Source organism: Bacillus sp. EU55 (assembly GCF_038005925.1).
GTDB classification, from domain to species: Bacteria; Bacillota; Bacilli; order Bacillales; family Bacillaceae; genus Bacillus; species Bacillus velezensis.
In genome coordinates this window covers 3,961,508-3,983,813 of the sequence record NZ_JBBOUE010000001.1, presented here as the reverse complement: position 1 = coordinate 3,983,813, position 22,306 = coordinate 3,961,508, and the positions used below count along the sequence as shown (strand labels likewise).

Sequence of the window (22,306 nt, the reverse complement as noted above, 5' to 3'; positions counted from 1 at the left end):
GTGGATATGTGGATATACCCTGTGTTTAAGCTGTGCTTAACCAAGGGATAAGGTGTGTATAACTTTTTTTATCGGCTTTTCCATTTTTCAGGTCATTTCCATCAGCTTTCAACAAAACTTCTGAAAACTAGTTTGTTTTTTCACTCATATTGTGACAAACAATTCGCCCGGCCGCGTCTATCATAGAGTCATAGGGTTGCTAGACCCGCTAGTTTTTAGCGGAGAAGGATCGGCCGCCTTTTCCGTTAAAGCGGAGAGAAAAACAGGCCTGCGAACAAGCTGTCTGTCAAAAAGAAGCGGAGGGATGATTTGCAATGAAACGTTTGCTAGTATCTTTACGGGTGTGGATGGTCTTTCTGATGAACTGGATGGCGCCGGGTAACGGAAGATATCCATTAGCCGCCGTGTACGGAAACCAAGCGGCTTATCATAAGAAAGCGAAGCGGACGGCTGGGGCTTTTTCGTTTGTGAGCCGTGTCCGATCGGCGGATTTGACCGATGAAACGAAATCGGCCCGCGGCAGGCTGGATAAAAACCGATGGATGCCTGTCCGCAAAGAATTGCCGAAACGGGAGCGCGCGGGTCCGGCACCTTTACATCATATGAAAAAGAGGGTACAATCCCACTAAACATATGAACGGGAGCGAACCTCTTGAGAATAGACAAAGTATTAAATAACAATGCGGCGTTAATAAAAGAAGACGGACGGGAAAAGATCGTAATGGGTCCCGGAATCGCTTTTCAAAAGAGAAAAAATGATGTGATTCAAAAACATAAAATTGAAAAAATATTTGTCGTGCACGACGAAAATGAAAAGTTCAAACAAGTGTTAGAAACGCTTCCCGAAGAGCATATAGAGGCGGCTGAAGATATCATCAGCCATGCGGAGGGAGAGCTTGCGGCACCTTTGAGCGATCACATCCACATTGCGCTGGCGGACCATTTATCCTTTGCGATCGAAAGGATTCAAAACGGCCTTCAGGTGCATAACCGATTGCTTCATGAAATTAAGGCGCTCTATAAAAAAGAATATGAGATCGGCCGCTGGGCGGTTGAACACGTGAAACAAACCCTCGGTATATCATTGCCTGATGATGAGGCGGGGTATATCGCGCTTCATATCCACACTGCCAAGGCGGATGCCAAAAGCATGTATTCGGCGATGAAGCATACAACCATGATCAAAGAAATGATCGAAAAGATCGAATCCTTTTTCGAACAGAAGGTGGATGAAGACAGTATTTCCTATCAGCGCCTCGTCACGCACTTACGGTATGCGGTCAGCCGGTTGGACTCAAATGAAGCACTCCATTCCATGGACGAGGAGATGCTTTATTTCATCCAAAAAAAGTATCCGTTTGCTTATCGGTGTGCGCTTGAACTGGCGGCGTTTTTAAAAACTGAATATGATTTGGAACTGCCGGAATCCGAGGCCGGCTATATCACGCTGCATGTCCAGCGTCTGCAAAAAAACCCGGAATAACGCGTCTGTTTCGAGAAACAGACTTTTTTTTTGAAAACATATTGACGAAAGCGCTATCATGAAATAGAATGAAAGCGCATTAAAAAAACTGAATCCGGCGGGATTGTGACTGGTAATGCAGGCAAGACCTAAAATTTGCGTACATGAAAAAGGGATTATGCTGACCTTTTTCGTTGGCGAATTTTAGGTCTTTTTTGATTTTAGAAAGGGGGATACATCATGAATTATCAAGAAACGGCAAAACAGCTTATCAAACATATCGGAGGGGAATCAAATATCATCAGCGCGACACATTGCGCGACGCGGCTCAGGCTCGTCATTCAAGATGAACAGAAGATCAGCCAGGCCGGCATTGAAGAAATAGAAGGCGTAAAAGGGGCTTTCAGCAGCTCGGGGCAATATCAGATTATATTCGGCACCGGCCTCGTGAATAAAGTGTATGACGCTTTTTCAAAAGAAGCCGATTTGGGGCGGGAGGATCGTGAGACACATCAGGACGCAGCGAAAAAAAAGCTGAATCCGGCCGCAAGATTTGCGAAGACACTGTCTAACATATTCGTTCCCATCATTCCGGCTATCGTGGCAAGCGGACTTTTAATGGGGCTGCTCGGCATGATGAAGGCTTTTCACTGGGTGTCTGAACAATCGTCGCTGTTTAAGCTTTTAGACATGTTTTCAAGCGCGGCGTTTATCTTTCTGCCCGTATTCATCGGGTTCAGCGCGGCGAAGGAATTTGGCGGTAATGCCTATCTCGGTGCCGTGCTCGGGGGGATTATGATCCATCCGGCGCTTTTGAATCCGTGGGGGCTTGCGGATGCATCGCCTGATTTTATGCAGCTCTTCGGCTTCGACATTGCGCTGCTCGGCTACCAAGGGACGGTCATCCCCGTACTGTTAGCCGTTTACATTATGAGCAAAGTGGAAAAGGGCACGAGAAAAATTGTGCCTCACGCATTCGATTTATTGGTCACGCCCTTTGTCACGGTGATTGTCACAGGATTTATCACCTTTATCGCAATCGGTCCGCTTGGCAGGGCGATCGGATCAGGCATTACCGTCTCGCTGACATATGTGTATGATCATGCGGGCATTGTTGCCGGACTGCTTTTCGGCGGTCTTTATCCGCTTATTGTGCTTACCGGTGTGCATCACAGCTTTCATGCGATTGAGGCCGGCCTCATCGCTGATTTGGGCAGAAACTATATCCTTCCTATCTGGTCGATGGCGAATGTCGCTCAGGGCGCGGCGGGACTGGCTGTATTTTTCCTGACGAAAAAAGCGAAAATGAAAGAAATCGCTCTGCCGGCCGCATTTTCTGCTTTTCTCGGTGTAACCGAACCAGTCATTTTCGGTGTGAACCTAAGATACCGCAAGCCGTTTATCGCGGGAATGATCGGCGGAGCGCTGGGAGGAGCCTATGTCGTGGTGACCGGTGTCGCCGCCAATGCCTACGGTCTGACCGGAATTCCGATGATTGCCATCACGGCTCCGCTCGGTTTAGGAAATCTTATAAACTATCTGATCGGAATGGGCATCGCCTCTGTCTCGGCGTTTATTGCCGCTTACATTATGGGAGCTAAAGAAAAGGAGGCCGTCAAATGAGGACACCGGATCAAGAACTGCGCCTGCAGGCTGAGGAAGCGAAAAAGAAGCGGGGAGAAACAGCCGCGTCAGATCCATACCGCCAGAACTATCATATTATGCCGCCGGTCGGGCTTTTAAATGATCCGAACGGCGTGATCCAATGGAACGGCGTATATCACTTGTTTTTTCAATGGCAGCCATTTCATACGGGGCACGGCGCGAAATTTTGGGCGCATGTGACGACGAAGGATTTCGTTGAGTGGAAAGAGGAAGAAATCGCGCTTGCACCGGGTGAGTGGTATGACAAAAACGGCTGTTATTCCGGAAGCGCCATCGAAAAAGACGGGCGGCTCTGCCTGATGTACACAGGCAATGTCCGTGACGGAGAAGGCAATCGGGAAACGTATCAATGCCTCGCCGTATCCGAAGACGGGATCGTATTTGAAAAAAAAGGAGTTGTCGCGCGTCTCCCGGCAGGCTATACCGCTCATTTCCGTGATCCGAAGGTTTGGAAGAAAGACGGAGCGTATTACATGGTGCTTGGCGCGCAGACAGAAAAGCTCACCGGAAGCGCTGTGTTGTTCACATCAGAGAACTTGACGGATTGGACGTTTCTCGGTGCGATTGCGGGGGCGGACTCCGGCGGTCTCGGGTCATTCGGCTATATGTGGGAATGTCCCGACCTGTTTTCCCTTGACGGAACCGACGTGCTGCTCGTATGTCCGCAGGGGCTTGAAGCCGACGGGATAAAATATCATAACAGCCACCAGGCGGGCTATTTCCTCGGCAGGTTTCATACAGAGCCGCCAGAATTTAAGCACGGTGAATTTACGGAGCTTGACAGAGGATTTGATTTTTACGCGGCGCAGACGCTGGAAGATGATAAGGGACGGAGAATTCTGTTCGCGTGGATGGGCGTTCCGGATCAGCATGAGGACAAACATCCGACACATGCGTATCACTGGATTCACTGCTTAACAATGCCAAGACAGCTGTCACTGTCCAACGGCAGAATCATACAGCGTCCGCTTCCGGAAATGAAATCGCGCCGCACGGATGAACAAAAGCACCGTCTTCAATTGAATTGCTCGTCTGTAAGCCTCCCGGTGAAAGATGCGTCCCGGGCTGAAGTGCTGCTGGAGGACATCACTTGCGAATCCGGTTTTGAAATCTCAATTCGGGGGGCGGCCCGGTTTATATTTCATCAGGAAGAGGGGCTGGCTGTGCTGGAGCGCACCGCTTTCAGCGGAGAAGAAAAAGAAAAGAGAAGCTGCGCCATCAGCGAGGTGCATTCCGTGCAGCTCTTTCTTGATGCATCCTCGATTGAATTGTTTTTGAATGATGGAGAAGAGGTATTCAGCGCCAGATATTTTCCTTTCCCGGGAAATGATGACGTAACCGTCACTTCGGCAGGAAAAACGGAAATAAATGGCTCAATTTGGACACTTTTGTAGAAAATCGTTCTTTTTTCTTATGTGAAACCTATGCCATCTGTGCTATTCTTCAAACGAAAGCCAATGATTCCAGGAATAAAAGGAGTTGTTTTCTCAGTTTTGAAAAATCAGAAGATGACGCCGAAATGTTTACTTGTCAAAGCCGCAGAGCAAGTGGAAGATAAGCGGGAAGAATATAAAGAAGTATTGCTTCAGCTGAATCGCATGCTCAAGAGAGCTGAGCCGCACAATGAATGGAGTGATCGGCTGATGCATACATATGAACAGATGAAGGAATATGCGCTGTTTGTGCAGTCTATTGAGATGTTTTTGCGGTCATCCGCGAAAAAAATGAAATAATCCCCTCGGGTAATGAGGGGGATATTTATTTTATTTTCCGCTAAGACGCATCGCCGAATGTTTAGTCGGTCCGATGTATTGGTTCAGCGGGAAGGATTCTTTGATTGCCGCGGTGATAAATTCTTTTGCCGCATAGATGGCTTCCTTCACTTCAGCGCCTTTGGCCAGTTCTGCCGTCACGGCGGCGGAGAATGTGCATCCGGCTCCGTGCGTGTAAGGTGTATCAATCATTTCGCTTTCTAATACTTCCGCGGTTTCTCCGTCATACAGCACGTCGATCGCTTTTTCATGTTTCAATTTGCCTCCGCCTGTAATCAATACATATTTCGCGCCGAGTTCGTGAATTTTCTTGGCCGCTTCTTTCATGTCTTCCACCGTTTTTAATTCATCCATACCGCTAAGCTGGCTTGCTTCAAACAGGTTTGGCGTGATGACGGTTGCCAGAGGCGCCAATTGGGTGCGAAGCGCTTCGGCATGCTCCGGATACAGCACTTCGTTCGCTCCTTTGCAGACCATGACAGGATCGATAACGACATTCTTCAGCTGTTTTTCTTTAATCGTTTTCGCCGCAAGCTCTATGATCTCCACGGTAGGGAGCATTCCCGTTTTCATGGCGTCTGCGCCGATTCCGTCAACAATCGTCGCCAGCTGTGCGCGAATCGTATCGGCATCGATCGGAAATACTTGATGATCCCAGCTGTTCTCCGGGTCCATCGCTACGATCACGGTCAAAGCCGTCATTCCGTATACGTTTTTTTCTTGAAATGTTTTTAAATCGGCCTGAATTCCCGCGCCGCCGCTGGAATCAGAACCGGCAATAGTAAGTGCTTTGTGCATTGACATATCAATGGCCTCCATCAGTGTTTTATATCTCATTATAGTTAGATTTTCTCCCGATCACAATACGGAAGGCTTGGAGGAACGATTTGACAGCCGCGGGGGATGTGCGTACAATACCTACATAAGATTACTAGGTAAGGGTGAGAAAATAAATGCTCAACAGGGAGCTTGTAAAGGGAAGCACGGTCATTCTGGTGCTGACGCTGCTGAATGAACGGCCCATGTACGGGTATGAACTAGTGAAAGAAATGGAGAAAAGAAGCGGGAATGAACTGCAAATGAAGGAAGGCACGCTGTACCCATCGCTTCATAAGCTTGAACGCCAAAGCTATATTTCTTCTTACTGGGAAAAGCAGACCAAAGGGCCGGACCGAAAATATTACCAGATCACCGATGAAGGAAAAAACATTCTAGCCGAACGGACGAAGGAATGGAATCTGTTCTCTGCTCTGATGGACCGGATGCTGAAGCGGGGCGGGCAGAATGGATAAAGACCTTTATGTGCAGGAAATCAGAAAAGGGCTGGAAGGCAAGGCCGGAAGCCGTGAATTATTAAAAGAAATCGAAAGCCATATTCATCATGCCATATGTGATCATCTGGAAAAAGGCAAAACCGAAAGCGAAGCGATGGCGCTTATTCTGCGGGAAGTGGGGACTCCGTCTGAGATTATCTCTGCTTTTCAAAAAGCTTCGGCGGTGCCCGCGCGGACTTTTATGTTCTTTTATCTGTTCTGCAACTGCGGTCTTTTTGTGATGGGGGCGATGATTACGATGATGCACGCGTGGAGGATTCATCCCGCTGTTGACGCGCTGTGGAAAGGAATTTCCGTGTCAGTATGGCTGATTATGATCGGTTATGTGCTGTATTGGTTCCAAATCGGCTATCAAGCTGGCAAGGAGTTCGGGGCTGGCGGCAAAAAGCTTGCTGAGCGGACGGTATGGGCTTCAATGGTGCCGAATCTATGTTTTATGTTTGTCTTTTTGTTCAATCTGGTTCCGGCTGGGCTGTTTCCTTCGGCGGTCACACCGAGTTTTGCGGCAGTATGCGCCGTTGTGACGGTATGTTTTCCGTTTTGCGGCAAAATAGGTTTTTACGCAGGCAGGCAGAGGCTTGCCTGATCTTTTTCACTATATACATAGGGAATCTATATAGAGGTGTTAAAATGAGATTAGGTTCGTGGATGTACGGCGCGTGCGCCCAAATAACCGTTACCGTATTTACCGTCTGCGGCTTGGTTCTTGCATTGCCCGTTGTGAGTCTTTTTATTATGGTTCTGAATGGGATGCAAGACGCTATTTTTGTTGTTTTCAGTATTTTGCTTCTTCTATTGTTTTATGCGCTGGGATGGATTTGGGCCGTTTCGTTTGCGCGTGAGTGGAAGGTGAAACTTTTCGAGCTGCAGATCAGTTCGCTCATTCCGCTGGCGGGTATATTATACTTGTACATTGACAGCGGGGTGAGTATACCGGAACTGATTCATGATTGGCATGAGGATGGATGTGCGCTTGTCCCGCCGGCTTTTGTCTGCTTGTGCACATGCTATGCGATGGTGTTGGTGCCTGTTTATCAATCAAAACTTTGGAACGCCATGGAGGCGGGCAGACTTAATGCCAAGGCGGTATGCACTGTTTGGGGAGACCTTCTGATCATTCTCGTTTTGCTGGCGGGCATGACCTGGATTTGTTTCTGAATGGGCCGAAATCAAAAATCCCCCCTGATCTCTCCGCCGCTTTATGTTTTAATAGAACATGAGAAAAAGCAGAAGGAGCGGGTCATGAATATATCAATTGTTATAGTCACGTATAACCGGATTCCGGCTTTGTGTGAGCTGCTGGAGTCGATTTCCATGCAGACCATAAAGCCTTATGAAGTCATCATCGTAAATGATGCCGGGGAATCGGTCGAACAAGCGAAGCAGCTGTACAGCGATCTGCCGATTCAGATTATTGATTTAGAACAGAATGCCGGACATGTGGAAGCGCGGAACGCAGGTGTGAAAAAAGCGTCGGGTGATTGTATCATGCTGTGCGATGATGATGATTTCATTACGCCGGGCCATTTGGAAAGAATGGCGGCTGCACTTGCTGATGCGGATTTTGTCCATTCTGACGCGGAAATTGTGTCATTTGAAGAACGGGGCGGCACGAGATACCCGGTGTCACGAAAGCCGTTCGCCTATACGGCGGATTATGCGGATATGCGGGTGTTTTCCACGTACGTTCCGTCAGGCAGCATGTACAGACGTTCTTTGCATGACACGTTAGGGTATTTTGATCCGGATGTCCATAATTATTGGGACTGGGATTTTTATTTGCGCGCCGCGAAACAGCACTGTGTGAAGCGTGTGCCTTGCGCAAGCGTCATATATGCGTTTTTTGAGGGAGGCGGCAATCAGTCCGCGGATCTCGGCGGCAAACGGAAGCGGTACTTAGACCGGTTAAGCGAAAAGCACGGGCTTGGGGAGCTCCCGACGAAAAACTTCGCGGTTCTTCTTGAAGAGCCGGACATGAAGAGGCGGGAGGCGCCGACTGACATTGTGTGGGACGGAAAGCCCGTCCATTCAAGACTGCACAGTTCATAAGGGGGACGGACAGTTTGAAACAGCTTTTAAAAGACAGCTGGTGGAATCAGCTGAAAGATGAATTTGACAAACCGTATTATCAAGAGCTGAGACAGATGCTGAAACAAGAATACAGCAGCCAAACGATTTATCCTGACAGCCATGATATTTTTAACGCCTTGCATTATACGCCCTATGAGGATGTAAAAGCGGTCATTCTCGGACAGGACCCGTATCATGGCCCAGGACAGGCGCACGGGCTTAGTTTTTCCGTTCAGCCCGGGGTCAGACAGCCGCCGTCTTTGAAAAATATTTTCATAGAGCTTCAGGACGATATCGGCTGCTCCGTACCGAACCACGGATCGCTCGTCAGCTGGGCGAAGCAGGGAGTGCTTTTGTTAAACACAGTGCTTACGGTTCGCCGCGGTCAGGCCAATTCCCATAAAGGCAAGGGGTGGGAGCGGCTCACTGACCGCATCATTGATGTGGTGAATGAAAGAGAGAAGCCGATTGTCTTTATCCTGTGGGGGCGTCACGCGCAGATGAAAAAAGAGCGCATTGACACATCGAAACACATTATTATTGAATCGACTCATCCGAGCCCGTTTTCGGCAAGGAACGGTTTTTTCGGAAGCAGACCGTTTTCCCGTACAAACGCCGCCCTTGAAAAAATGGGGGAGCAGCCGATCGATTGGTGCATCCCCGACCTGCCGCAATAAACGGTTTTTTGAGGCGCTTCCGCCCGGCGGAAGCGTCTTTTTTGATGTTCCGGGCGGTATGCCGTCAGAAAAAATAACAAACTCAATTCTGCGATTCGCTCAGAAATTTGATAAAATGCAGGAAGAAGACAAATTACTGCTGGAGGATTTACTCATGAACATACATATTTCTGCTTTGATTCAGAAGATGGAAGAAGAACTGAGGCAGGCGAAAACGGCGACCCGCACCGAGGAGGTCAAAATGCACGCGGCCGCCATCCGCTCTCTGTGTGATGTCGTGCTCGGCACTCAGACGCACACCGCTCCAGCGCCTGTGCAGAATCCGATTCCGAAAGCGGCACCGAAAACTTCCGCGTCTCCTTCGACAGACCCGCTGCTGCTTGAAAAAATGATGGGCAGCGCCGGGCTGAACCAATATCAGAAAAAAGCGAAAGACGAACATGAGGAAGACGGAAACGGGGATTCCATTTTCGATTTTTAACAGGAGAGGTTGATTGACTTGAAACTGATACTCGGGGGTTTGCAATGGACGGCATTTATGATTGCGGCTGCGATTGTAGTTCCTGTCGCCATCGCACAATCATTTCACTTGAACCATGCCGATTCTGCCGCATTGATTCAGAGCACATTTTTTGTGCTTGGCGTCGCTGCGGTCATCCAATGTCTCCAGGGACATCGTCTGCCGATTAATGAAAGCCCGGCAGGCTTATGGTGGGGCGTATACACGATTTACGGCGGACTGACGGGCACGGTATTTGCGACATTCGGCGAGACGCTGCGGGCGCTGCAGGGGGCGCTGTTATTAAGCGCTGTCTTTTTCTTTTTGTTCAGCCTTTTTAAAGTGATTGAACGGCTGGCCGTGCTGTTTACGCCGGTTGTGACCGGTGTGTATCTGCTGCTGTTGGTCATGCAGCTGAGTCAGCCGATTGTGAAAGGCCTTTTGGGCATCGGCTATTTAAAAAACAGCGTCGACGGCCTTGTATTCGGGCTCGCCATGGTTGTGACGGCGGCGATGTTCATCATGTCCCGATCGAATGTTACGTTCTTAAGACAGTATGCGATTCTCCTTTCGCTTGCCGGCGGATGGATCTTATTCGCCGTCTTCGGCGCTGCCAAACCGATTCAGATACCGGATCGCGTGATTCAGCTGCCGGTTCTTTTTCCGTTTGGAAAACCCGTGTTTGACAGCGGCTTGATCATTACGTCACTCTTCATTACCGTGCTTTTGATTGTCAACATGCTCGCGAGCATCCGGGTTGTAGAAGCGGCGGTGAAAAAATTCGGCGGCACCGTTGGGAAACGGCGTGAGCGTCCGGCAGGGTTTGCGGCTTCGATCAGCCACCTTTTGAGCGGGCTGTCAGGGGGCATTGCGCCTGTGCCGATTTCAGGGGCGGCCGGTTTTATTGAGACGACGAAGCTTCCTTCGAAAAAGCCGTTTCTTTTGGGAAGTGTATTTGTCATGATCATCAGTATGATCCCGCTATTTATGAATGCGTTTGCGAGTCTGCCCTCACCGGTCGGCTTTGCGGTAAACTTCGTCGTTTTCTCCACGATGGCGGGTCTTGCCTTTACAGAGTTTGACTCTTATGAGAAAGCGGAGCAAAAACGAATCCGCTCCATTATCGGTCTGGCGCTCCTCACGGGGGTCGGCGTAATGTTTGTACCGGAGAGCGCGTTATCAGGGATGCATCCGATCCTGATTTCGCTCTTAAGCAACGGCCTTGTGCTCGGGACGCTGCTGGCGATAGCGATTGACCGAATCCAGCTTATCAAAAAGAAAAAATCCGACAATCTCGTGTCATCGGATGACGGACGTTGAATTTTGCCGATGTTGGGTTATGATTGAATTGGAAACTTTAACGAAAAGGCGGGAGAAAAATAGATGAAAGTGTTTATTATTCTTGGTGCGATTAACGCTTTATTGGCCGTGGCGCTGGGCGCTTTCGGCGCGCATGGGCTTGAAGGGAAAATCCCCGATAAATATTTGCAGGTGTGGCACACAGGCGTGCAATATCATATGTATCACGCGCTCGGTCTTCTGGCTGTCGCGTTTTTGGCCGAAAAGCTTTCTGGCGCAGGCAGTGTTTCTGTCGCGGGCTGGCTGATGTTTGCGGGCATCGTTCTGTTTTCAGGAAGCCTGTACGTATTGAGCGTGACGCAGATTTCCATTCTCGGCGCGATTACACCGCTCGGCGGCGTGGCGTTTATCATCTCTTGGATTATGATTATCGTCGCGGCCGTCAAATATTTATAAAGAAAAAAAGCCAATCCTCTGTCAAGTGAGCGATTGGCTTTTTGATTTATCTCGGAGAATAAGAAGACATGGAGTACGGATAAGTATAAGCGATTTCCTCATCAAATGTGATGTAATCAAGGTAAATGGTCAGAAGCAGATAGCGGGTGCCCGTTTTCGGATCGCTGATGATGATATGGTCACGTCCCGCCGCCTCAATCACACCGCGGAAAATCTTTGAATTCCATTCTTTGCTGTTTTCAAATGTCATATAAATCGTCGCCGTTTTGCCCCGGTTCAACCGCAGAATATTTTCAATGTATGACTCTTCAATCGGCAGCATGCCGGGAACGTTTTGTGACGATGATGGACCTGACGGGATTTGAAAGCTGCCGCCGCCCTGCTGCTGCGGCTGGCCGGGGAACCCCCCGCCGAAGCCCTGCTGGCCTTGCTGCATCGGCATTGTCATTTGCTGCTGCATCGGCATCATTTGTGATCCTTGGCCCTGAGGCTGCGGATAAGGATTAGGCCCGTGCTGCGGCTGGAATCCTTGCATATCCATTCCCATCCCCATCCCCTGCATTTGCTGATATTGATTCTTTTTCGGTTTCATATTGTTCCTCCTTTGATGAAAACCTCTTGATGCTGAAACCTCCTGACAAGTATCAGACAGCCGACAGAGCGGCTGCTGTTTTTATCTATTCCACCATATGAGCCCAAAGAAAGATTTATGCGAAAAAAGAAAATACGATCCAATGTTTCCGGACATCAGAGCCGGCTTTTTTTGTGCGCGCAATGCTGACTTTTCACATAATAGTCTGTATTCCTAGCGCATCTTCCGCATAAGGAACATATGATAGCGGTAGTTTCAGGTGCGAAAAGGGGGTGACGAGTTGCCTAAAGTGTCAGTGATCATGACGAGCTATAACAAAAGTGACTATGTGGCCCGCTCTATTAAAAGTATTCTGTCTCAGACGTTTACGGACTTTGAACTGTTCATTATGGATGACAACTCAAATGAAGAGACATTGGCGGAAATACGTCCTTTTCTCACGGATGACCGCGTCCGGTTTTATCAAAGCGATGTATCGGGCGTCAAAGAAAGAACGGAAAAAACACGCTACGCCGCTTTGATTAATCAGGCAATAGAAATGGCGGAGGGCGAGTACGTGACGTATGCGACCGACGACAACACGTATGTGCCGGAACGGCTTGAGAAAATGGTGAAAGAGCTTGATGAAGACCCGGAAAAAGCCGTCGTGTATTCAAGTTCCAAAACCTATCATCTGAATCAGCGGAAAGAGACGGTGAAGGAGACGGCCAGGCCCGCCGAACGGATCGTGTGGAACGCGCCGTGCGCCATTGACCATTGTTCGGTCATGCACCGGTTTTCCGTGCTGGAACAGGTCAAAGCGGCATTCGGTTCCTATTGGGATGAAAGCCCAACGTTTTACCGGATCGGTGACGCCCGTTTCTTCTGGAGAGTGAATCATTTTTATCCGTTTTACCCGATTTCTGAGGAGCTTGATATCAATTATATTACCGATCAATCCATCCATTATCAGCTTTTCGCGGCGGAGAAAAACGAGTTTGTGAACAGCCTTCCGCAGCAGACCACGTGCCGGGAGCTGAGGGAATCATTAAAAAAGCTTGGAAAGGGGTGAGGGCTTGTCGGCATACTTAGCGAACTATTGGGTGCTGTACCGGCAGTATATTGACCTTTTTCAGTCACTTCGCTACAAAGACATCCCGCTCGCATTGATCAGTAATTTTTATCAATATATCAGTCCGGCGCTTCGGGAGAGCATGGAGCAGAACCCAGAGCTTTTCGGTCCGGCGGATCAGCATATTCCTGAAGCCGGTATTCAGCCTTATTATGATCAAAAAAGGCAAAACATTAAGAAAACAGATGAGAAACCGGTAAACGGAAAAGTCATTCTGCATTTCGATCATCTTCGGTTCACCGAGGGAAATTACCGGCAGTTTGATCCGGCAAAAACAGCGGTACTGGCCAGGTGGAGTCTGCCTGACCATCATGGGCTGCCCGTTATCTGCAAATTGGAGCTGACGGAAATGGGACAAAAAGGGAACCCCGTCCCTTATATTGAAAAAGCCCATTCCATTTTGAAAGAGCTTCACAGCCATCCCGCTTTTGGAAACAGAGAATTTCAGGAACGTTTGTATAAAGACATCCCGTTATTTATTGAAGCGATTGACGCCGTTGATATTTTGTTTACGGCCGAGAAGATTTCCGCCGTTGTAGTCGGCACGACGGAGGATATTTACAGCCGTGTGCTGGCGCTGATGTCCGCGAAAAAAAACGCCGTCAGCATCTGTCTGCAGCACGGAGCGCTCATGGGAGATGAAGCGTTTCTGCCCGTATTTACGGACTATCAGGCTGTATTCGGGGCTTATGAAGCGGAGTGGTATAAAGCAAAAGGCTGCAGGGATGAACAAATCATCGTCACGGGGCATCCCCGTTTCGACGAGATTTTCTCAAGAGAGCCGATAGATCGGGACACGTTTTACCGCAAACTTTCTTTTCTCCCGTCACAGCGGACGGTGCTGATCGCCACGCAGCCGTTTTCTGATGAATTTTATACGGGAGTGCTTGAAGAGCTTGCCGGCCAAAAGAACATGCAGCTCATTATTAAACCGCATCCGTGGGAAATCGGCAAAAACAAGCTGGATGCTTACAATCAGGTGCTGCGGAAATATAAAGCAGGCAAAATCATCAAAAAAGAGATGGAGCTGTATGATATTCTCCCGTATGCTGACGCTGCGGTGACACAGACATCAACGGTCGGTCTTGAAGCGATGCTGTTTCAAAAGCCCGTGCTGATCGGAAAATCAGCGGGAACCCGCCGATACCCTTATTATCATTCACTTGGAGAATTTGTCTTTGAGGACCCGCAGGCACTCGCTCAGGAATTAATCCGGATATGCGAAAGCCCCGCAGCATATCAAAAAGCGGAACAGGCGCGCCGTGCTTTTGTCGCCGCGAACTACCCGGTTCAGGATTCGCTTGCCGCTTTATGCCAAGTGCTTCAGGAAAAAACCGGAGTCAGCTTCAGACGGGTTGACCCTTCATAAAAAAGATAGGAGCGCAAAAAAATGGTGCAAAAAAGATCAGCTTTTCTTCCCTATTCATTGCCCATGATCGGGAAGGACGAAATTCAGGAGGTTATTGATACGCTTGAATCGGGCTGGCTTTCAAAGGGACCGAAAGTAGAGGCGTTTGAAAAAGCCTTTGCCGCCTGGACGGGGGCAAAGCACGCGATCGCGCTGAACTCATGTACCGCCGCTTTGTTTTTGGCCCTGAAAGCGAAAGGGATCGGTCCCGGTGACGAGGTCATCACGTCTGCCGTGACGTTCAGTTCAACAGCCAATACAATCGTGCACACAGGCGCCGTTCCGGTGTTTGTTGACATCGATCCGCTTACGCTGAATGCGGACCCTGAAAAAATTGAGGCGGCCGTCACCCCGCGGACAAAGGCGATTGTACCCGTTCATTTCGCCGGCCAGTCGTGTGATATGGATCAGATTCTGGCCATTGCCGAAAAGCATCAGTTATTTGTCTTAGAGGATGCCGCACATGCCGTGTATACCACGTATAAACAGAAAATGATCGGATCAATCGGCGATGCGACGGCATTCAGCTTCTACGCGACAAAAAACCTGGCAACCGGTGAAGGCGGCATGCTGACGACGGACAATGACGGGCTTGCCGATCAGATCAGGGTGCTCAGCCTTCACGGCATGAGCAAAGGCGCGTGGAACCGCTATTCTTCAAACGGAAGCTGGTACTATGAGGTCGAAACGCCCGGCTATAAAATGAATATGTTTGATCTTCAGGCAGCGCTTGGGCTTCATCAGCTGAAACGGATTGACAGCATGCAGCAAAGAAGAGCCGACATTGCGAGCCGCTACCAGGACGCCTTCAGACACATGAAAGGGCTGACCATCCCGCATGTCAGTGATGACGGGCGGCATGCATGGCATCTGTATGTTCTTCAAATAGAGGAGCAGGAGGCCGGGGTCAGCCGGAACGATCTGATTTCCGCTTTAAAAGACCAATATCATATCGGCACAAGTGTTCATTTTATTCCGGTTCCGTTCCATCCGTATTATCAAAAAACGTACGGGTATAAGGAAACTGACTTTCCGGCCGCGGCCGCGTATTATCACCGCACCGTGTCACTCCCTCTTTATCCGTCAATGACAGATGACGACGTTGAATACGTCATTGCAGCCGTTACGGATATCGTCAAAGGGGCTGATTAGGTGTACAGACTGAGGGAAAATCTTGCGCAGGACATGATTCATGCCTTCCTGCATCAGAAGGGCATTCAGCCGGAAGCCTATGAATCGTCGCTCTGTTTATTGGAAGAAAACAGCCTTCAAGGCGTGATTTTATATGAAAACTCTTCGTGGGAAAGTCAATTGTTTCGAAAAAATATCATCAATGTGAAGCTTGCAGCCGCAAACAGCGCCGGACAGCTCAAAAGGCTGTTTCAGGAATTTTACGCGGCAAGGCGGGCGGCAGGCACTGATTTTATATTTATTAAAATACCGGCTGAAGATATCGGCGCGATGCAGGTCGTTCAGCAGCTTCCGAACGCTTATTTTGTAGGGAGTCTTCTCAAGCTCGTCAGTCCGGTGCGTGTATATAACAGCACGCCGCCATTTGAGATTACAGAAGCCGGACCCGGCGACACGGAAGCGATCAGCCGGCTGGCCCGCGACGCCTTTACAAAAAGCAGGTATTATCAAGACCCCCATCTCAGCTATGAAAGTGCAAACCGCCTGTTTGAAGAGTGGGCGCGGAATAATGCGGAAGGCAGAGCTTCGTTACAATTCGCCGCCACATATAAGGGAGAGACTGTGGGCTTTGTTCAGGGGCTGTCTAAAGGCGATGAATTCGTCCTTGATCTGATGGCGGTAAAGCCGGGCTTTGAAGGAAAAGGAGCGGGATTCCATTTAGCGGCGCACGTGATTGAACAATCATTGCGCTTTCAGCATAAGACTGTATCAGCGGGAACGCAGCTCCACAATGTAAGAGCCATCCGCCTGTATGAAAGAATGGGATTTAAAGCGGATGCGTCCTATTACTACTATCATGTGTGGCCCGGGAAGGAGGCGGACTGATGGCATCATGCCAAATCGGAACGAAGTCAATCGGCGAAGGTTCGCCCGTATTCATCATCGCCGAAGCCGGAATTAATCATGACGGAAAACTGAGCCAGGCGTTTGAATTGATAGATGCGGCCAGTGAGGCCGGCGCGGACGCGGTCAAGTTCCAAATGTTTCAGGCTGACAAAATGTATCAGAAAGACCCCGGCTTGTACAAAACCGCTGCGGGAAAAAACGTCTCTATTTTTTCTTTGGTGCAATCAATGGAAATGCCCGCTGAGTGGATCGAACCGCTGCTTGAATATTGTGAGAAAAAAGGCGTGCTGTTCTTAAGCACGGTCTGTGACGAAGGCTCTGCCGACTTACTGTATGCGACTTCCCCTTCAGCCTTTAAAATCGCCTCCTACGAGCTGAATCATCTGCCGTTATTGAAATATGTCGCTGGGCTGAAGACCCCGATTATCTTTTCCACCGCGGGCGCTGATATTTCAGATATTCAGGAGGCTTATCAAATCATTACCGGCGAGGGGAACACAGAAATTGCGATTATGCATTGTGTGGCGAAATATCCCGCGCCGCCTGAATACAGCAATCTGAGCGTCATCCCCATGCTTGCCGCCGCATTCCCGGATGCAGTGATCGGTTTCTCCGATCACAGCGCCCATCCGTATGATGTGCCGTGCGCGGCGGTCAGGCTCGGAGCGAAACTGATTGAAAAGCATTTTACGATCGATAAAAACCTGCCCGGTGCCGATCACTCCTTCGCCCTCAATCCGGATGAATTAAAACAAATGGTTGCGGCGATCCGCTCAGTTGAAGCGGAGCTGCGGCAGGGGCATCACGCTTCGGTGCCGGAAGTGCTATCGGGAAGCTCCCATAAAACCACGACACCGATTGAAGGGGATATCAGAAGGTTCGCTTACAGAGGCATTTTTTCAACAGCGCCGATTCAAAAAGGCGAATGTTTTACGGCGGAAAACCTTGCCGTCCTTCGTCCCGGCCAAAAACCGCAGGGGCTTCACCCGAGATATTTTGAGCTTTTAACTGACGGCGCGCGTGCGGTCAGGGATATCCCTGCCGACACGGGTATCACTTGGGATGACCTTTTGACGAAAGGCAGCCCATATGATGACTGACATTTTGTTTATCATTCAGGCGCGGATGGGAAGCGGGCGTCTTCCCGGCAAAGTGCTGAAACCGATCGGCGGGTATACGATCCTCGATATGATTGTCAAAAGGGTTCGGCAAAGCGCGTATTATGATCAATCGCGGGATAATCTGATCGTCGCCTCGTCTGACAGCAAGACCGACGACATTCTGTCTGCGCACTGCCTCAGCAAGAACTACCGTGTGCACCGCGGCAGCGAGCAGCGCGTGCTTGACCGGTTTGCACAAGTCATCGAACAAGTTAAACCGGACATCGCAGTCAGACTGACGGGGGATAACCCGTTTGTCGACTCTTCGCTGCTTGATTTTCTGATTCAATCGCATTTAGACCAGCACGCAGACTACACGTATATTTGCGGTACACCGCTCGGCATCGGCGGCGAGGCGGTAAACGCGCGCCTTTTAACGGAGATCAATACCGACAAAACGCTGGCGGACAAATATCAGGAACATGTCACGCTTTTAATAAGAGAATCTCCTGAGAAGTACCGGCTCCTCTTTCCTGAGCCCCCGCAGGAACTCCGGGCTCCCCACTTGCGGATGACCGTCGATACCGAAGAGGACTACAGGCTGGCCCGCGAGCTGTACGTAAAAGCGGGCTCGCGTCCTGATATTCCGGCAAAAGAATTGATCCATCTGCTGAATCGTGATCCGGAGCTCAGGGCCATTAATCAAATGATCCGGCAAAAAGAGGCTGATTAGCATGCGGGTTTTGATTTTCGCCGACGGGGGCCGTGACATCGGCATGGGGCACGCGGTGCGGATGAAGCTGCTTGCCGGTGCCATTAAGAACAATTGCTCAATAACGTTCTACACAAATAAAGAGGCTTTTTCTTATCTGTCTTCTGATCAATGGGAAGTGATCATCAAGCCTGACAAGGGACAGAAGGAATTTATTGTCCGGGAAATAAACAGGCAGGCTCCTGACCTTCTCATATTCGATCTGCTCGATATGCCGTGTGACTGGTTGGAGGAAATCAAAAAGCATTCATCGGCGCGCATCGTCTTATTTGAAGAAAAACGGGAACATGTCATTCATTTATGCGATGCCGTTATAAACGGCATTTACGGAGGGCTGAAAAGCCGGACGGTTCAAATGGGCAGCGCCGCGGTATATGAAGGCCCGGAATATATCATTCTTCATCCGGGTTTTGAAAAAGCAAAGCAGCTTTATCAGCTGAGAAAAGAATGCCGGACCATATTGGTTTCATTAGGAGGAAGCGACCCGAAGAAGCTTGTCTTTAAAGTGATGGAAGCATGCCGCCGTATCCCCGGCATTCAGCGAAAACGAGTGATCATCGTCATGGGCGGCGCCGCGCCTCATGCTGATGACGTGTGCGCGCATCTTACACAAATGCCTTATGCCGAGATGGTAAGGCAGACAAATGACATGGCCGCGCTTCTTTCGAGGGCTGATATGGCCGTCGTGTCCGGCGGGATCACTTTATATGAGACCATTTGTACAGGTGTGCCCTGCATCGTACTTTCTCAAGTGGAGCATCAAACTGAGACGGCGGAAAAATTCGCCGCACGGGGGGCCGCCGTTCATCTCGGCCTTGGTGACTGCATATCAGCGGACGTTCTCGCACGGCATATGTCTGACATGGCCGCTGATTATCCGATGCGGACCGGACTTCATCAAAACGGAAAGCCGCTGGTTGACGGCAGGGGCATCAAACGGGCGGCGGCGATTCTTTATGATTTGTGATAAAACCACACGTAAGGAAGTGTTCATGTGAAAGGTGTTATCTTAGCCGGAGGCACCGGCTCACGCCTTATGCCGCTGACAAAAGCGGTCAATAAGCATTTACTCCCTGTCGGTCCATATCCGATGATTTACTGGTCGATCATGAAGCTGGAAGAAGCGGGGATTACGGATATCTTGCTGATTACGCAAAAAGAATATATTCCGCAATTTCATAAACTTCTCGAAACCGGAGAAGAACTCGGCGTCTCAATCACATATCAGGTTCAGCCAGCCGCATCCGGCATTTCCGACGGTTTATCATACGCAAAGCGGTTTACCGGGCGCGACCCGTTCGTTCTGCTTTTGGGAGATAATATTTTTGAAGATTCATTAAAACCTTATACGGAGCGTTTCGCAAAGCAGGGAAAAGGAGCGAAAGTGCTGCTGAAAGAAGTTGACGATCCGGAGCGCTTCGGCATCGCCGAGATTGATGAGGAAAACAAACGGATCAAGTCGATCATTGAAAAGCCGGAGCAGCCGCCGACCAGACTATGCGTCACAGGGATCTACATGTACGACGCAGAAGTGTTTTCTTATATTGAACAAATTTCTCCTTCAAAACGCGGCGAACTGGAAATTACGGATGTCAATAATTTATACATTGAACACAGTGAGCTGACGTATGATGTGTTAACGGGCTGGTGGGTGGATGCGGGCACGCATGAATCGCTTTACCTCGCCGGAAGCCTGGCGCATCAGGCATTACAGAAAGGACAGGAGCATTAATCATGCCAAAATCATATTTAATTACAGGCGGCGCCGGATTTATCGGCCTTACCTTCACAAAGATGATGCTGAAAGAAACGGACGCGCAGATTACCGTCCTGGATAATCTCACGTATGCAAGCAGGCCGCTTGAAATAGAAGCCTTAAAAAAGAACGGCCGTTTCCGTTTTATCAAAGGTGACATTTCTAAAAAAGAGGACATTGACAAAGTCTTTTCCCACATGTATGACGCTGTCATTCATTTTGCGGCTGAATCCCATGTGGACAGAAGCATAAATCAGGCAGAGCCGTTCATCACAACAAATGTGATGGGCACATACCGACTGGCGGACGCGGTGTTGCAGGGAAAAGCCGGCAGGCTGATTCACATTTCCACAGATGAGGTGTACGGAGATTTGGCGCCGGATGATCCCGCTTTTACAGAGACGACGCCGCTTTCTCCGAACAATCCGTATTCCGCCAGCAAGGCAAGCTCAGACCTGCTCGTCATGTCTTATGTGAAAACTCATAAGCTTCCAGCCATCATTACAAGATGCAGCAACAATTACGGGCCGTACCAGCATCACGAGAAAATGATTCCGACCATTATCAGGCATGCCGTAAACGGCACGCCGGTTCCGCTGTACGGCGACGGGATGCAGATCAGAGACTGGCTGTTTGCCGAAGATCATTGCCGCGCCATTAAGCTTGTGCTGGAAAAAGGAACACTCGGTGACATTTACAATATCGGCGGCGGAAATGAACGGACGAATAAAGAGCTTGCGTCATTTATCATGAAGGAGCTCGGTGTTGAGGAACGGTTTGCTCATGTCGAAGACAGAAAAGGGCATGACCGCCGTTACGCCATCAATGCTTCAAAGCTGAAAAATGAGCTGGGATGGCGGCAGGACGTCACATTTGAAGAAGGAATGAGAAGAACCATTCGCTGGTATACAGACAGCCAAGACTAATCGGAAAGAAGGGGATCCGATTGACGAAGGTATTAGTAACCGGAGCGGCCGGCCAGCTGGGGCGGGAGTTATGCCGCCAGCTGAAGCGGGAAGGGTATGAAGTGATCGCCTTGACAAAAGCGATGATGAACATATCCGACCAGCGTTCGGTGCGGCACTCGTTCAGCCATTACAAGCCGGATATCGTCGTCAATACGGCGGCATACACCTCCGTTGACAAATGTGAAACGGAGCTCGACAAAGCGTATTTAATAAACGGAATCGGCGCTTATTATGCCGCGCTTGAGGCTGAAAACACCGGCGCGAAATTCATTCACATCAGCACCGATTACGTCTTCAGCGGCAAAGGAACACGGCCATACCAGACCGACGATCCCGCAGATCCGGGCACGATTTACGGAAAAAGCAAAAAACTCGGCGAAGAACTGATCCGGTTAACGGGAAAAAACCACACCATTATCAGAACATCGTGGGTGTACGGCAGCGGCGGGCACAACTTTGTCAATACGATGCTGAAGCTTGCGGATACACATGATCAGGTGCGTGTTGTCAGCGACCAAGTCGGAGCGCCGACGTACACAAAGGATTTAGCCGAAACGGTGATCGGTCTGTTTGACAGGCCGCCGGGCTTATACCACGCCGCAAACAGCGGAGTGTGCAGCTGGTATGAATTTGCCAAGGCTATTTTTGAAGAAAGCGGCAGAACCGCCGCCGTGCTGCCCGTCACGACGGAGGAATACGGAAATGAGACGCCGCGCCCCGCTTATTCGGTGTTGAGTCTTGAGTCGATTGAACGGCAGGGGCTCGGCATGAGGCATTGGCGGGAAGCGCTGCAGGATTATTTACAAAGGGAGGGACAGTGCAAGTGATCGAAGGCGTAAAAATCAAAAAGCTGATCAAACACAGCGATGACCGGGGTTTTTTCTCAGAACTCGTCCGTGACGATGAACATCTCTTAGAGCATTTCGGGCAGGCTTCCTGGTCCAAAAGCTATCCCGGCGTCATTAAAGCATTTCACTATCATGAGAAACAGGATGACCTGTGGTTTTTCCCGACGGGCCACGCCCAGGTCGTGCTCCATGACCTTCGCGAAGAGTCGGCAACCAAGGGAGAAACGGATGTCTACTACATGGGAGAAGACAATCCGATGCTCCTTCTCATTCCCAAAGGCGTCGCACACGGGTACAGAGTGCTGGGCGAAACCCCGCTGACCATTATTTATTTCACGACAATGTCCTACAATCCGGATCAGCCTGACGAAAAAAGAGTCCCGTGGAATGATGACACCATCGGATTTGACTGGCAGACGGCTCACCGGTAGCGCACAAGACGAAGACAGCGGATGTCTTCGTTTTTTGTGCTGATTCATC

The 22,306-nt window shown here is 49.7% G+C and carries 26 protein-coding genes; 24 read left to right on the top strand and 2 right to left on the bottom strand.

Annotated features, from left to right (window positions below; translation table 11 throughout):
- Positions 1 to 314 precede the first annotated feature (314 nt).
- The 5 genes from NYE50_RS20360 to NYE50_RS20340 all read left to right on the top strand — a co-directional run bounded on the left by NYE50_RS20360 (position 315) and on the right by NYE50_RS20340 (position 4,860).
- Positions 315 to 629 carry a hypothetical protein gene (locus NYE50_RS20360; RefSeq protein WP_003150952.1) on the top strand — a complete coding sequence of 105 codons (315 nt, stop codon included), beginning with the start codon at positions 315 to 317 and terminating at the stop codon, positions 627 to 629.
- A gap of 23 nt (positions 630 to 652) precedes the next feature.
- A complete protein-coding gene (locus NYE50_RS20355) occupies positions 653 to 1,483 on the top strand; it encodes a PRD domain-containing protein (protein WP_007407705.1) in 831 nt (276 codons plus the stop codon).
- A gap of 219 nt (positions 1,484 to 1,702) precedes the next feature.
- Positions 1,703 to 3,085: a sucrose-specific PTS transporter subunit IIBC gene (locus NYE50_RS20350; RefSeq protein WP_007614557.1), complete on the top strand. Its 1,383-nt coding sequence runs from the start codon at positions 1,703 to 1,705 to the stop codon at positions 3,083 to 3,085.
- Complete coding sequence (locus tag NYE50_RS20345; RefSeq protein WP_159353573.1) at positions 3,082 to 4,521, top strand: sucrose-6-phosphate hydrolase; 1,440 nt, start codon at positions 3,082 to 3,084, stop codon at positions 4,519 to 4,521. Before NYE50_RS20350 ends, NYE50_RS20345 begins: the two co-directional genes overlap by 4 nt.
- 63 nt (positions 4,522 to 4,584) lie before the next feature.
- Positions 4,585 to 4,860 (top strand): hypothetical protein, encoded by a 276-nt coding sequence (locus NYE50_RS20340; protein ID WP_042635591.1) that lies wholly within the window; start codon positions 4,585 to 4,587, stop codon positions 4,858 to 4,860.
- 30 nt (positions 4,861 to 4,890) lie between these two features.
- Here the strand turns inward: NYE50_RS20340 and NYE50_RS20335 are convergent, their stop codons facing one another.
- The gene (locus tag NYE50_RS20335; protein ID WP_021494752.1) at positions 4,891 to 5,703 is read right to left on the bottom strand and encodes a bifunctional hydroxymethylpyrimidine kinase/phosphomethylpyrimidine kinase; all 813 of its coding nucleotides are present in this window, start codon (positions 5,701 to 5,703) and stop codon (positions 4,891 to 4,893) included.
- 149 nt (positions 5,704 to 5,852) lie between these two features.
- Here NYE50_RS20335 and NYE50_RS20330 point away from each other — a divergent pair, with 149 nt between their 5' ends.
- The 8 genes from NYE50_RS20330 to NYE50_RS20295 all read left to right on the top strand — a co-directional run bounded on the left by NYE50_RS20330 (position 5,853) and on the right by NYE50_RS20295 (position 11,234).
- The gene (locus tag NYE50_RS20330) at positions 5,853 to 6,191 is read left to right on the top strand and encodes a PadR family transcriptional regulator (RefSeq protein WP_159353572.1); all 339 of its coding nucleotides are present in this window, start codon (positions 5,853 to 5,855) and stop codon (positions 6,189 to 6,191) included.
- Positions 6,184 to 6,819, top strand: coding sequence for a permease prefix domain 1-containing protein (locus NYE50_RS20325; RefSeq protein ID WP_021494753.1), 636 nt, complete (start codon positions 6,184 to 6,186; stop codon positions 6,817 to 6,819). Before NYE50_RS20330 ends, NYE50_RS20325 begins: the two co-directional genes overlap by 8 nt.
- Before the next feature lie 44 nt (positions 6,820 to 6,863).
- Positions 6,864 to 7,391 carry a hypothetical protein gene (locus NYE50_RS20320; RefSeq protein WP_017418661.1) on the top strand — a complete coding sequence of 176 codons (528 nt, stop codon included), beginning with the start codon at positions 6,864 to 6,866 and terminating at the stop codon, positions 7,389 to 7,391.
- A gap of 84 nt (positions 7,392 to 7,475) precedes the next feature.
- Complete coding sequence (locus tag NYE50_RS20315; protein WP_224988574.1) at positions 7,476 to 8,282, top strand: glycosyltransferase family 2 protein; 807 nt, start codon at positions 7,476 to 7,478, stop codon at positions 8,280 to 8,282.
- Between the two features lie 14 nt (positions 8,283 to 8,296).
- Positions 8,297 to 8,980 (top strand): uracil-DNA glycosylase, encoded by a 684-nt coding sequence (locus tag NYE50_RS20310; protein ID WP_173612936.1) that lies wholly within the window; start codon positions 8,297 to 8,299, stop codon positions 8,978 to 8,980.
- Between the two features lie 58 nt (positions 8,981 to 9,038).
- Positions 9,039 to 9,461: a YwdI family protein gene (locus NYE50_RS20305; RefSeq protein ID WP_172869737.1), complete on the top strand. Its 423-nt coding sequence runs from the start codon at positions 9,039 to 9,041 to the stop codon at positions 9,459 to 9,461.
- Positions 9,462 to 9,479: 18 nt separating this feature from the next.
- Complete coding sequence (locus tag NYE50_RS20300) at positions 9,480 to 10,799, top strand: purine/pyrimidine permease (RefSeq protein ID WP_003150968.1); 1,320 nt, start codon at positions 9,480 to 9,482, stop codon at positions 10,797 to 10,799.
- Between the two features lie 63 nt (positions 10,800 to 10,862).
- Positions 10,863 to 11,234, top strand: coding sequence for a DUF423 domain-containing protein (locus tag NYE50_RS20295; RefSeq protein WP_003150969.1), 372 nt, complete (start codon positions 10,863 to 10,865; stop codon positions 11,232 to 11,234).
- 46 nt (positions 11,235 to 11,280) lie between these two features.
- Here the strand turns inward: NYE50_RS20295 and gerQ are convergent, their stop codons facing one another.
- Positions 11,281 to 11,826 carry a spore coat protein GerQ gene (gene gerQ, locus NYE50_RS20290; RefSeq protein ID WP_146283958.1) on the bottom strand — a complete coding sequence of 182 codons (546 nt, stop codon included), beginning with the start codon at positions 11,824 to 11,826 and terminating at the stop codon, positions 11,281 to 11,283.
- Between the two features lie 280 nt (positions 11,827 to 12,106).
- Here gerQ and NYE50_RS20285 point away from each other — a divergent pair, with 280 nt between their 5' ends.
- Genes NYE50_RS20285 through NYE50_RS20235 form a run of 11 tightly spaced genes read left to right on the top strand, consistent with a single transcriptional unit; the run spans position 12,107 to position 22,257 of the window.
- Entirely contained in the window at positions 12,107 to 12,877 is a 771-nt protein-coding gene (locus tag NYE50_RS20285; protein ID WP_146283959.1) for a glycosyltransferase family 2 protein, read from the top strand.
- 4 nt (positions 12,878 to 12,881) lie between these two features.
- Entirely contained in the window at positions 12,882 to 14,306 is a 1,425-nt protein-coding gene (locus NYE50_RS20280) for a capsular polysaccharide export protein, LipB/KpsS family (protein ID WP_172869742.1), read from the top strand.
- A gap of 21 nt (positions 14,307 to 14,327) precedes the next feature.
- Positions 14,328 to 15,497 carry a DegT/DnrJ/EryC1/StrS family aminotransferase gene (locus NYE50_RS20275; protein ID WP_060963986.1) on the top strand — a complete coding sequence of 390 codons (1,170 nt, stop codon included), beginning with the start codon at positions 14,328 to 14,330 and terminating at the stop codon, positions 15,495 to 15,497.
- On the top strand, positions 15,498 to 16,361 hold the full coding sequence (locus NYE50_RS20270) for a GNAT family N-acetyltransferase (RefSeq protein ID WP_172869744.1): 864 nt from the start codon (positions 15,498 to 15,500) through the stop codon (positions 16,359 to 16,361).
- Positions 16,361 to 17,482: an N-acetylneuraminate synthase family protein gene (locus NYE50_RS20265; protein WP_172869746.1), complete on the top strand. Its 1,122-nt coding sequence runs from the start codon at positions 16,361 to 16,363 to the stop codon at positions 17,480 to 17,482. Before NYE50_RS20270 ends, NYE50_RS20265 begins: the two co-directional genes overlap by 1 nt.
- Positions 17,475 to 18,215, top strand: a complete 741-nt coding sequence (locus NYE50_RS20260; RefSeq protein ID WP_060963989.1) for a cytidylyltransferase domain-containing protein — start codon at positions 17,475 to 17,477, stop codon at positions 18,213 to 18,215. The genes NYE50_RS20265 and NYE50_RS20260 overlap by 8 nt, the downstream gene beginning before the upstream one ends.
- Position 18,216: 1 nt before the next feature.
- On the top strand, positions 18,217 to 19,221 hold the full coding sequence (locus tag NYE50_RS20255) for a PseG/SpsG family protein (RefSeq protein ID WP_172869747.1): 1,005 nt from the start codon (positions 18,217 to 18,219) through the stop codon (positions 19,219 to 19,221).
- A gap of 27 nt (positions 19,222 to 19,248) precedes the next feature.
- Positions 19,249 to 19,986 carry a sugar phosphate nucleotidyltransferase gene (locus tag NYE50_RS20250; protein WP_003150981.1) on the top strand — a complete coding sequence of 246 codons (738 nt, stop codon included), beginning with the start codon at positions 19,249 to 19,251 and terminating at the stop codon, positions 19,984 to 19,986.
- Positions 19,987 to 19,988: 2 nt separating this feature from the next.
- A complete protein-coding gene (gene rfbB, locus NYE50_RS20245; protein ID WP_061860985.1) occupies positions 19,989 to 20,936 on the top strand; it encodes a dTDP-glucose 4,6-dehydratase in 948 nt (315 codons plus the stop codon).
- 20 nt (positions 20,937 to 20,956) lie between these two features.
- Positions 20,957 to 21,805: a dTDP-4-dehydrorhamnose reductase gene (gene rfbD / locus NYE50_RS20240; RefSeq protein WP_061860984.1), complete on the top strand. Its 849-nt coding sequence runs from the start codon at positions 20,957 to 20,959 to the stop codon at positions 21,803 to 21,805.
- Positions 21,802 to 22,257, top strand: a complete 456-nt coding sequence (locus NYE50_RS20235; protein WP_172869794.1) for a dTDP-4-dehydrorhamnose 3,5-epimerase family protein — start codon at positions 21,802 to 21,804, stop codon at positions 22,255 to 22,257. Before rfbD ends, NYE50_RS20235 begins: the two co-directional genes overlap by 4 nt.
- Positions 22,258 to 22,306: the final 49 nt, after the last annotated feature.

Excerpts from the sequence above, each read along its gene's own strand:
- NYE50_RS20360 (WP_003150952.1), top strand. The coding sequence starts at position 315 with ATGAAACGTTTGCTAGTATCTTTACGGGTGTGGATGGTCTTTCTGATG.
- NYE50_RS20350 (WP_007614557.1), top strand. The coding sequence starts at position 1,703 with ATGAATTATCAAGAAACGGCAAAACAGCTTATCAAACATATCGGAGGG.
- NYE50_RS20345 (WP_159353573.1), top strand. The coding sequence starts at position 3,082 with ATGAGGACACCGGATCAAGAACTGCGCCTGCAGGCTGAGGAAGCGAAA.
- NYE50_RS20340 (WP_042635591.1), top strand. The coding sequence starts at position 4,585 with ATGATTCCAGGAATAAAAGGAGTTGTTTTCTCAGTTTTGAAAAATCAG.
- NYE50_RS20335 (WP_021494752.1), bottom strand. The coding sequence starts at position 5,703 with ATGTCAATGCACAAAGCACTTACTATTGCCGGTTCTGATTCCAGCGGC.
- NYE50_RS20330 (WP_159353572.1), top strand. The coding sequence starts at position 5,853 with ATGCTCAACAGGGAGCTTGTAAAGGGAAGCACGGTCATTCTGGTGCTG.
- NYE50_RS20325 (WP_021494753.1), top strand. The coding sequence starts at position 6,184 with ATGGATAAAGACCTTTATGTGCAGGAAATCAGAAAAGGGCTGGAAGGC.
- NYE50_RS20320 (WP_017418661.1), top strand. The coding sequence starts at position 6,864 with ATGAGATTAGGTTCGTGGATGTACGGCGCGTGCGCCCAAATAACCGTT.
- NYE50_RS20315 (WP_224988574.1), top strand. The coding sequence starts at position 7,476 with ATGAATATATCAATTGTTATAGTCACGTATAACCGGATTCCGGCTTTG.
- NYE50_RS20305 (WP_172869737.1), top strand. The coding sequence starts at position 9,039 with ATGCCGTCAGAAAAAATAACAAACTCAATTCTGCGATTCGCTCAGAAA.
- NYE50_RS20295 (WP_003150969.1), top strand. The coding sequence starts at position 10,863 with ATGAAAGTGTTTATTATTCTTGGTGCGATTAACGCTTTATTGGCCGTG.
- gerQ (WP_146283958.1), bottom strand. The coding sequence starts at position 11,826 with ATGAAACCGAAAAAGAATCAATATCAGCAAATGCAGGGGATGGGGATG.
- NYE50_RS20275 (WP_060963986.1), top strand. The coding sequence starts at position 14,328 with ATGGTGCAAAAAAGATCAGCTTTTCTTCCCTATTCATTGCCCATGATC.
- NYE50_RS20265 (WP_172869746.1), top strand. The coding sequence starts at position 16,361 with ATGGCATCATGCCAAATCGGAACGAAGTCAATCGGCGAAGGTTCGCCC.
- NYE50_RS20260 (WP_060963989.1), top strand. The coding sequence starts at position 17,475 with ATGACTGACATTTTGTTTATCATTCAGGCGCGGATGGGAAGCGGGCGT.
- NYE50_RS20255 (WP_172869747.1), top strand. The coding sequence starts at position 18,217 with ATGCGGGTTTTGATTTTCGCCGACGGGGGCCGTGACATCGGCATGGGG.
- rfbB (WP_061860985.1), top strand. The coding sequence starts at position 19,989 with ATGCCAAAATCATATTTAATTACAGGCGGCGCCGGATTTATCGGCCTT.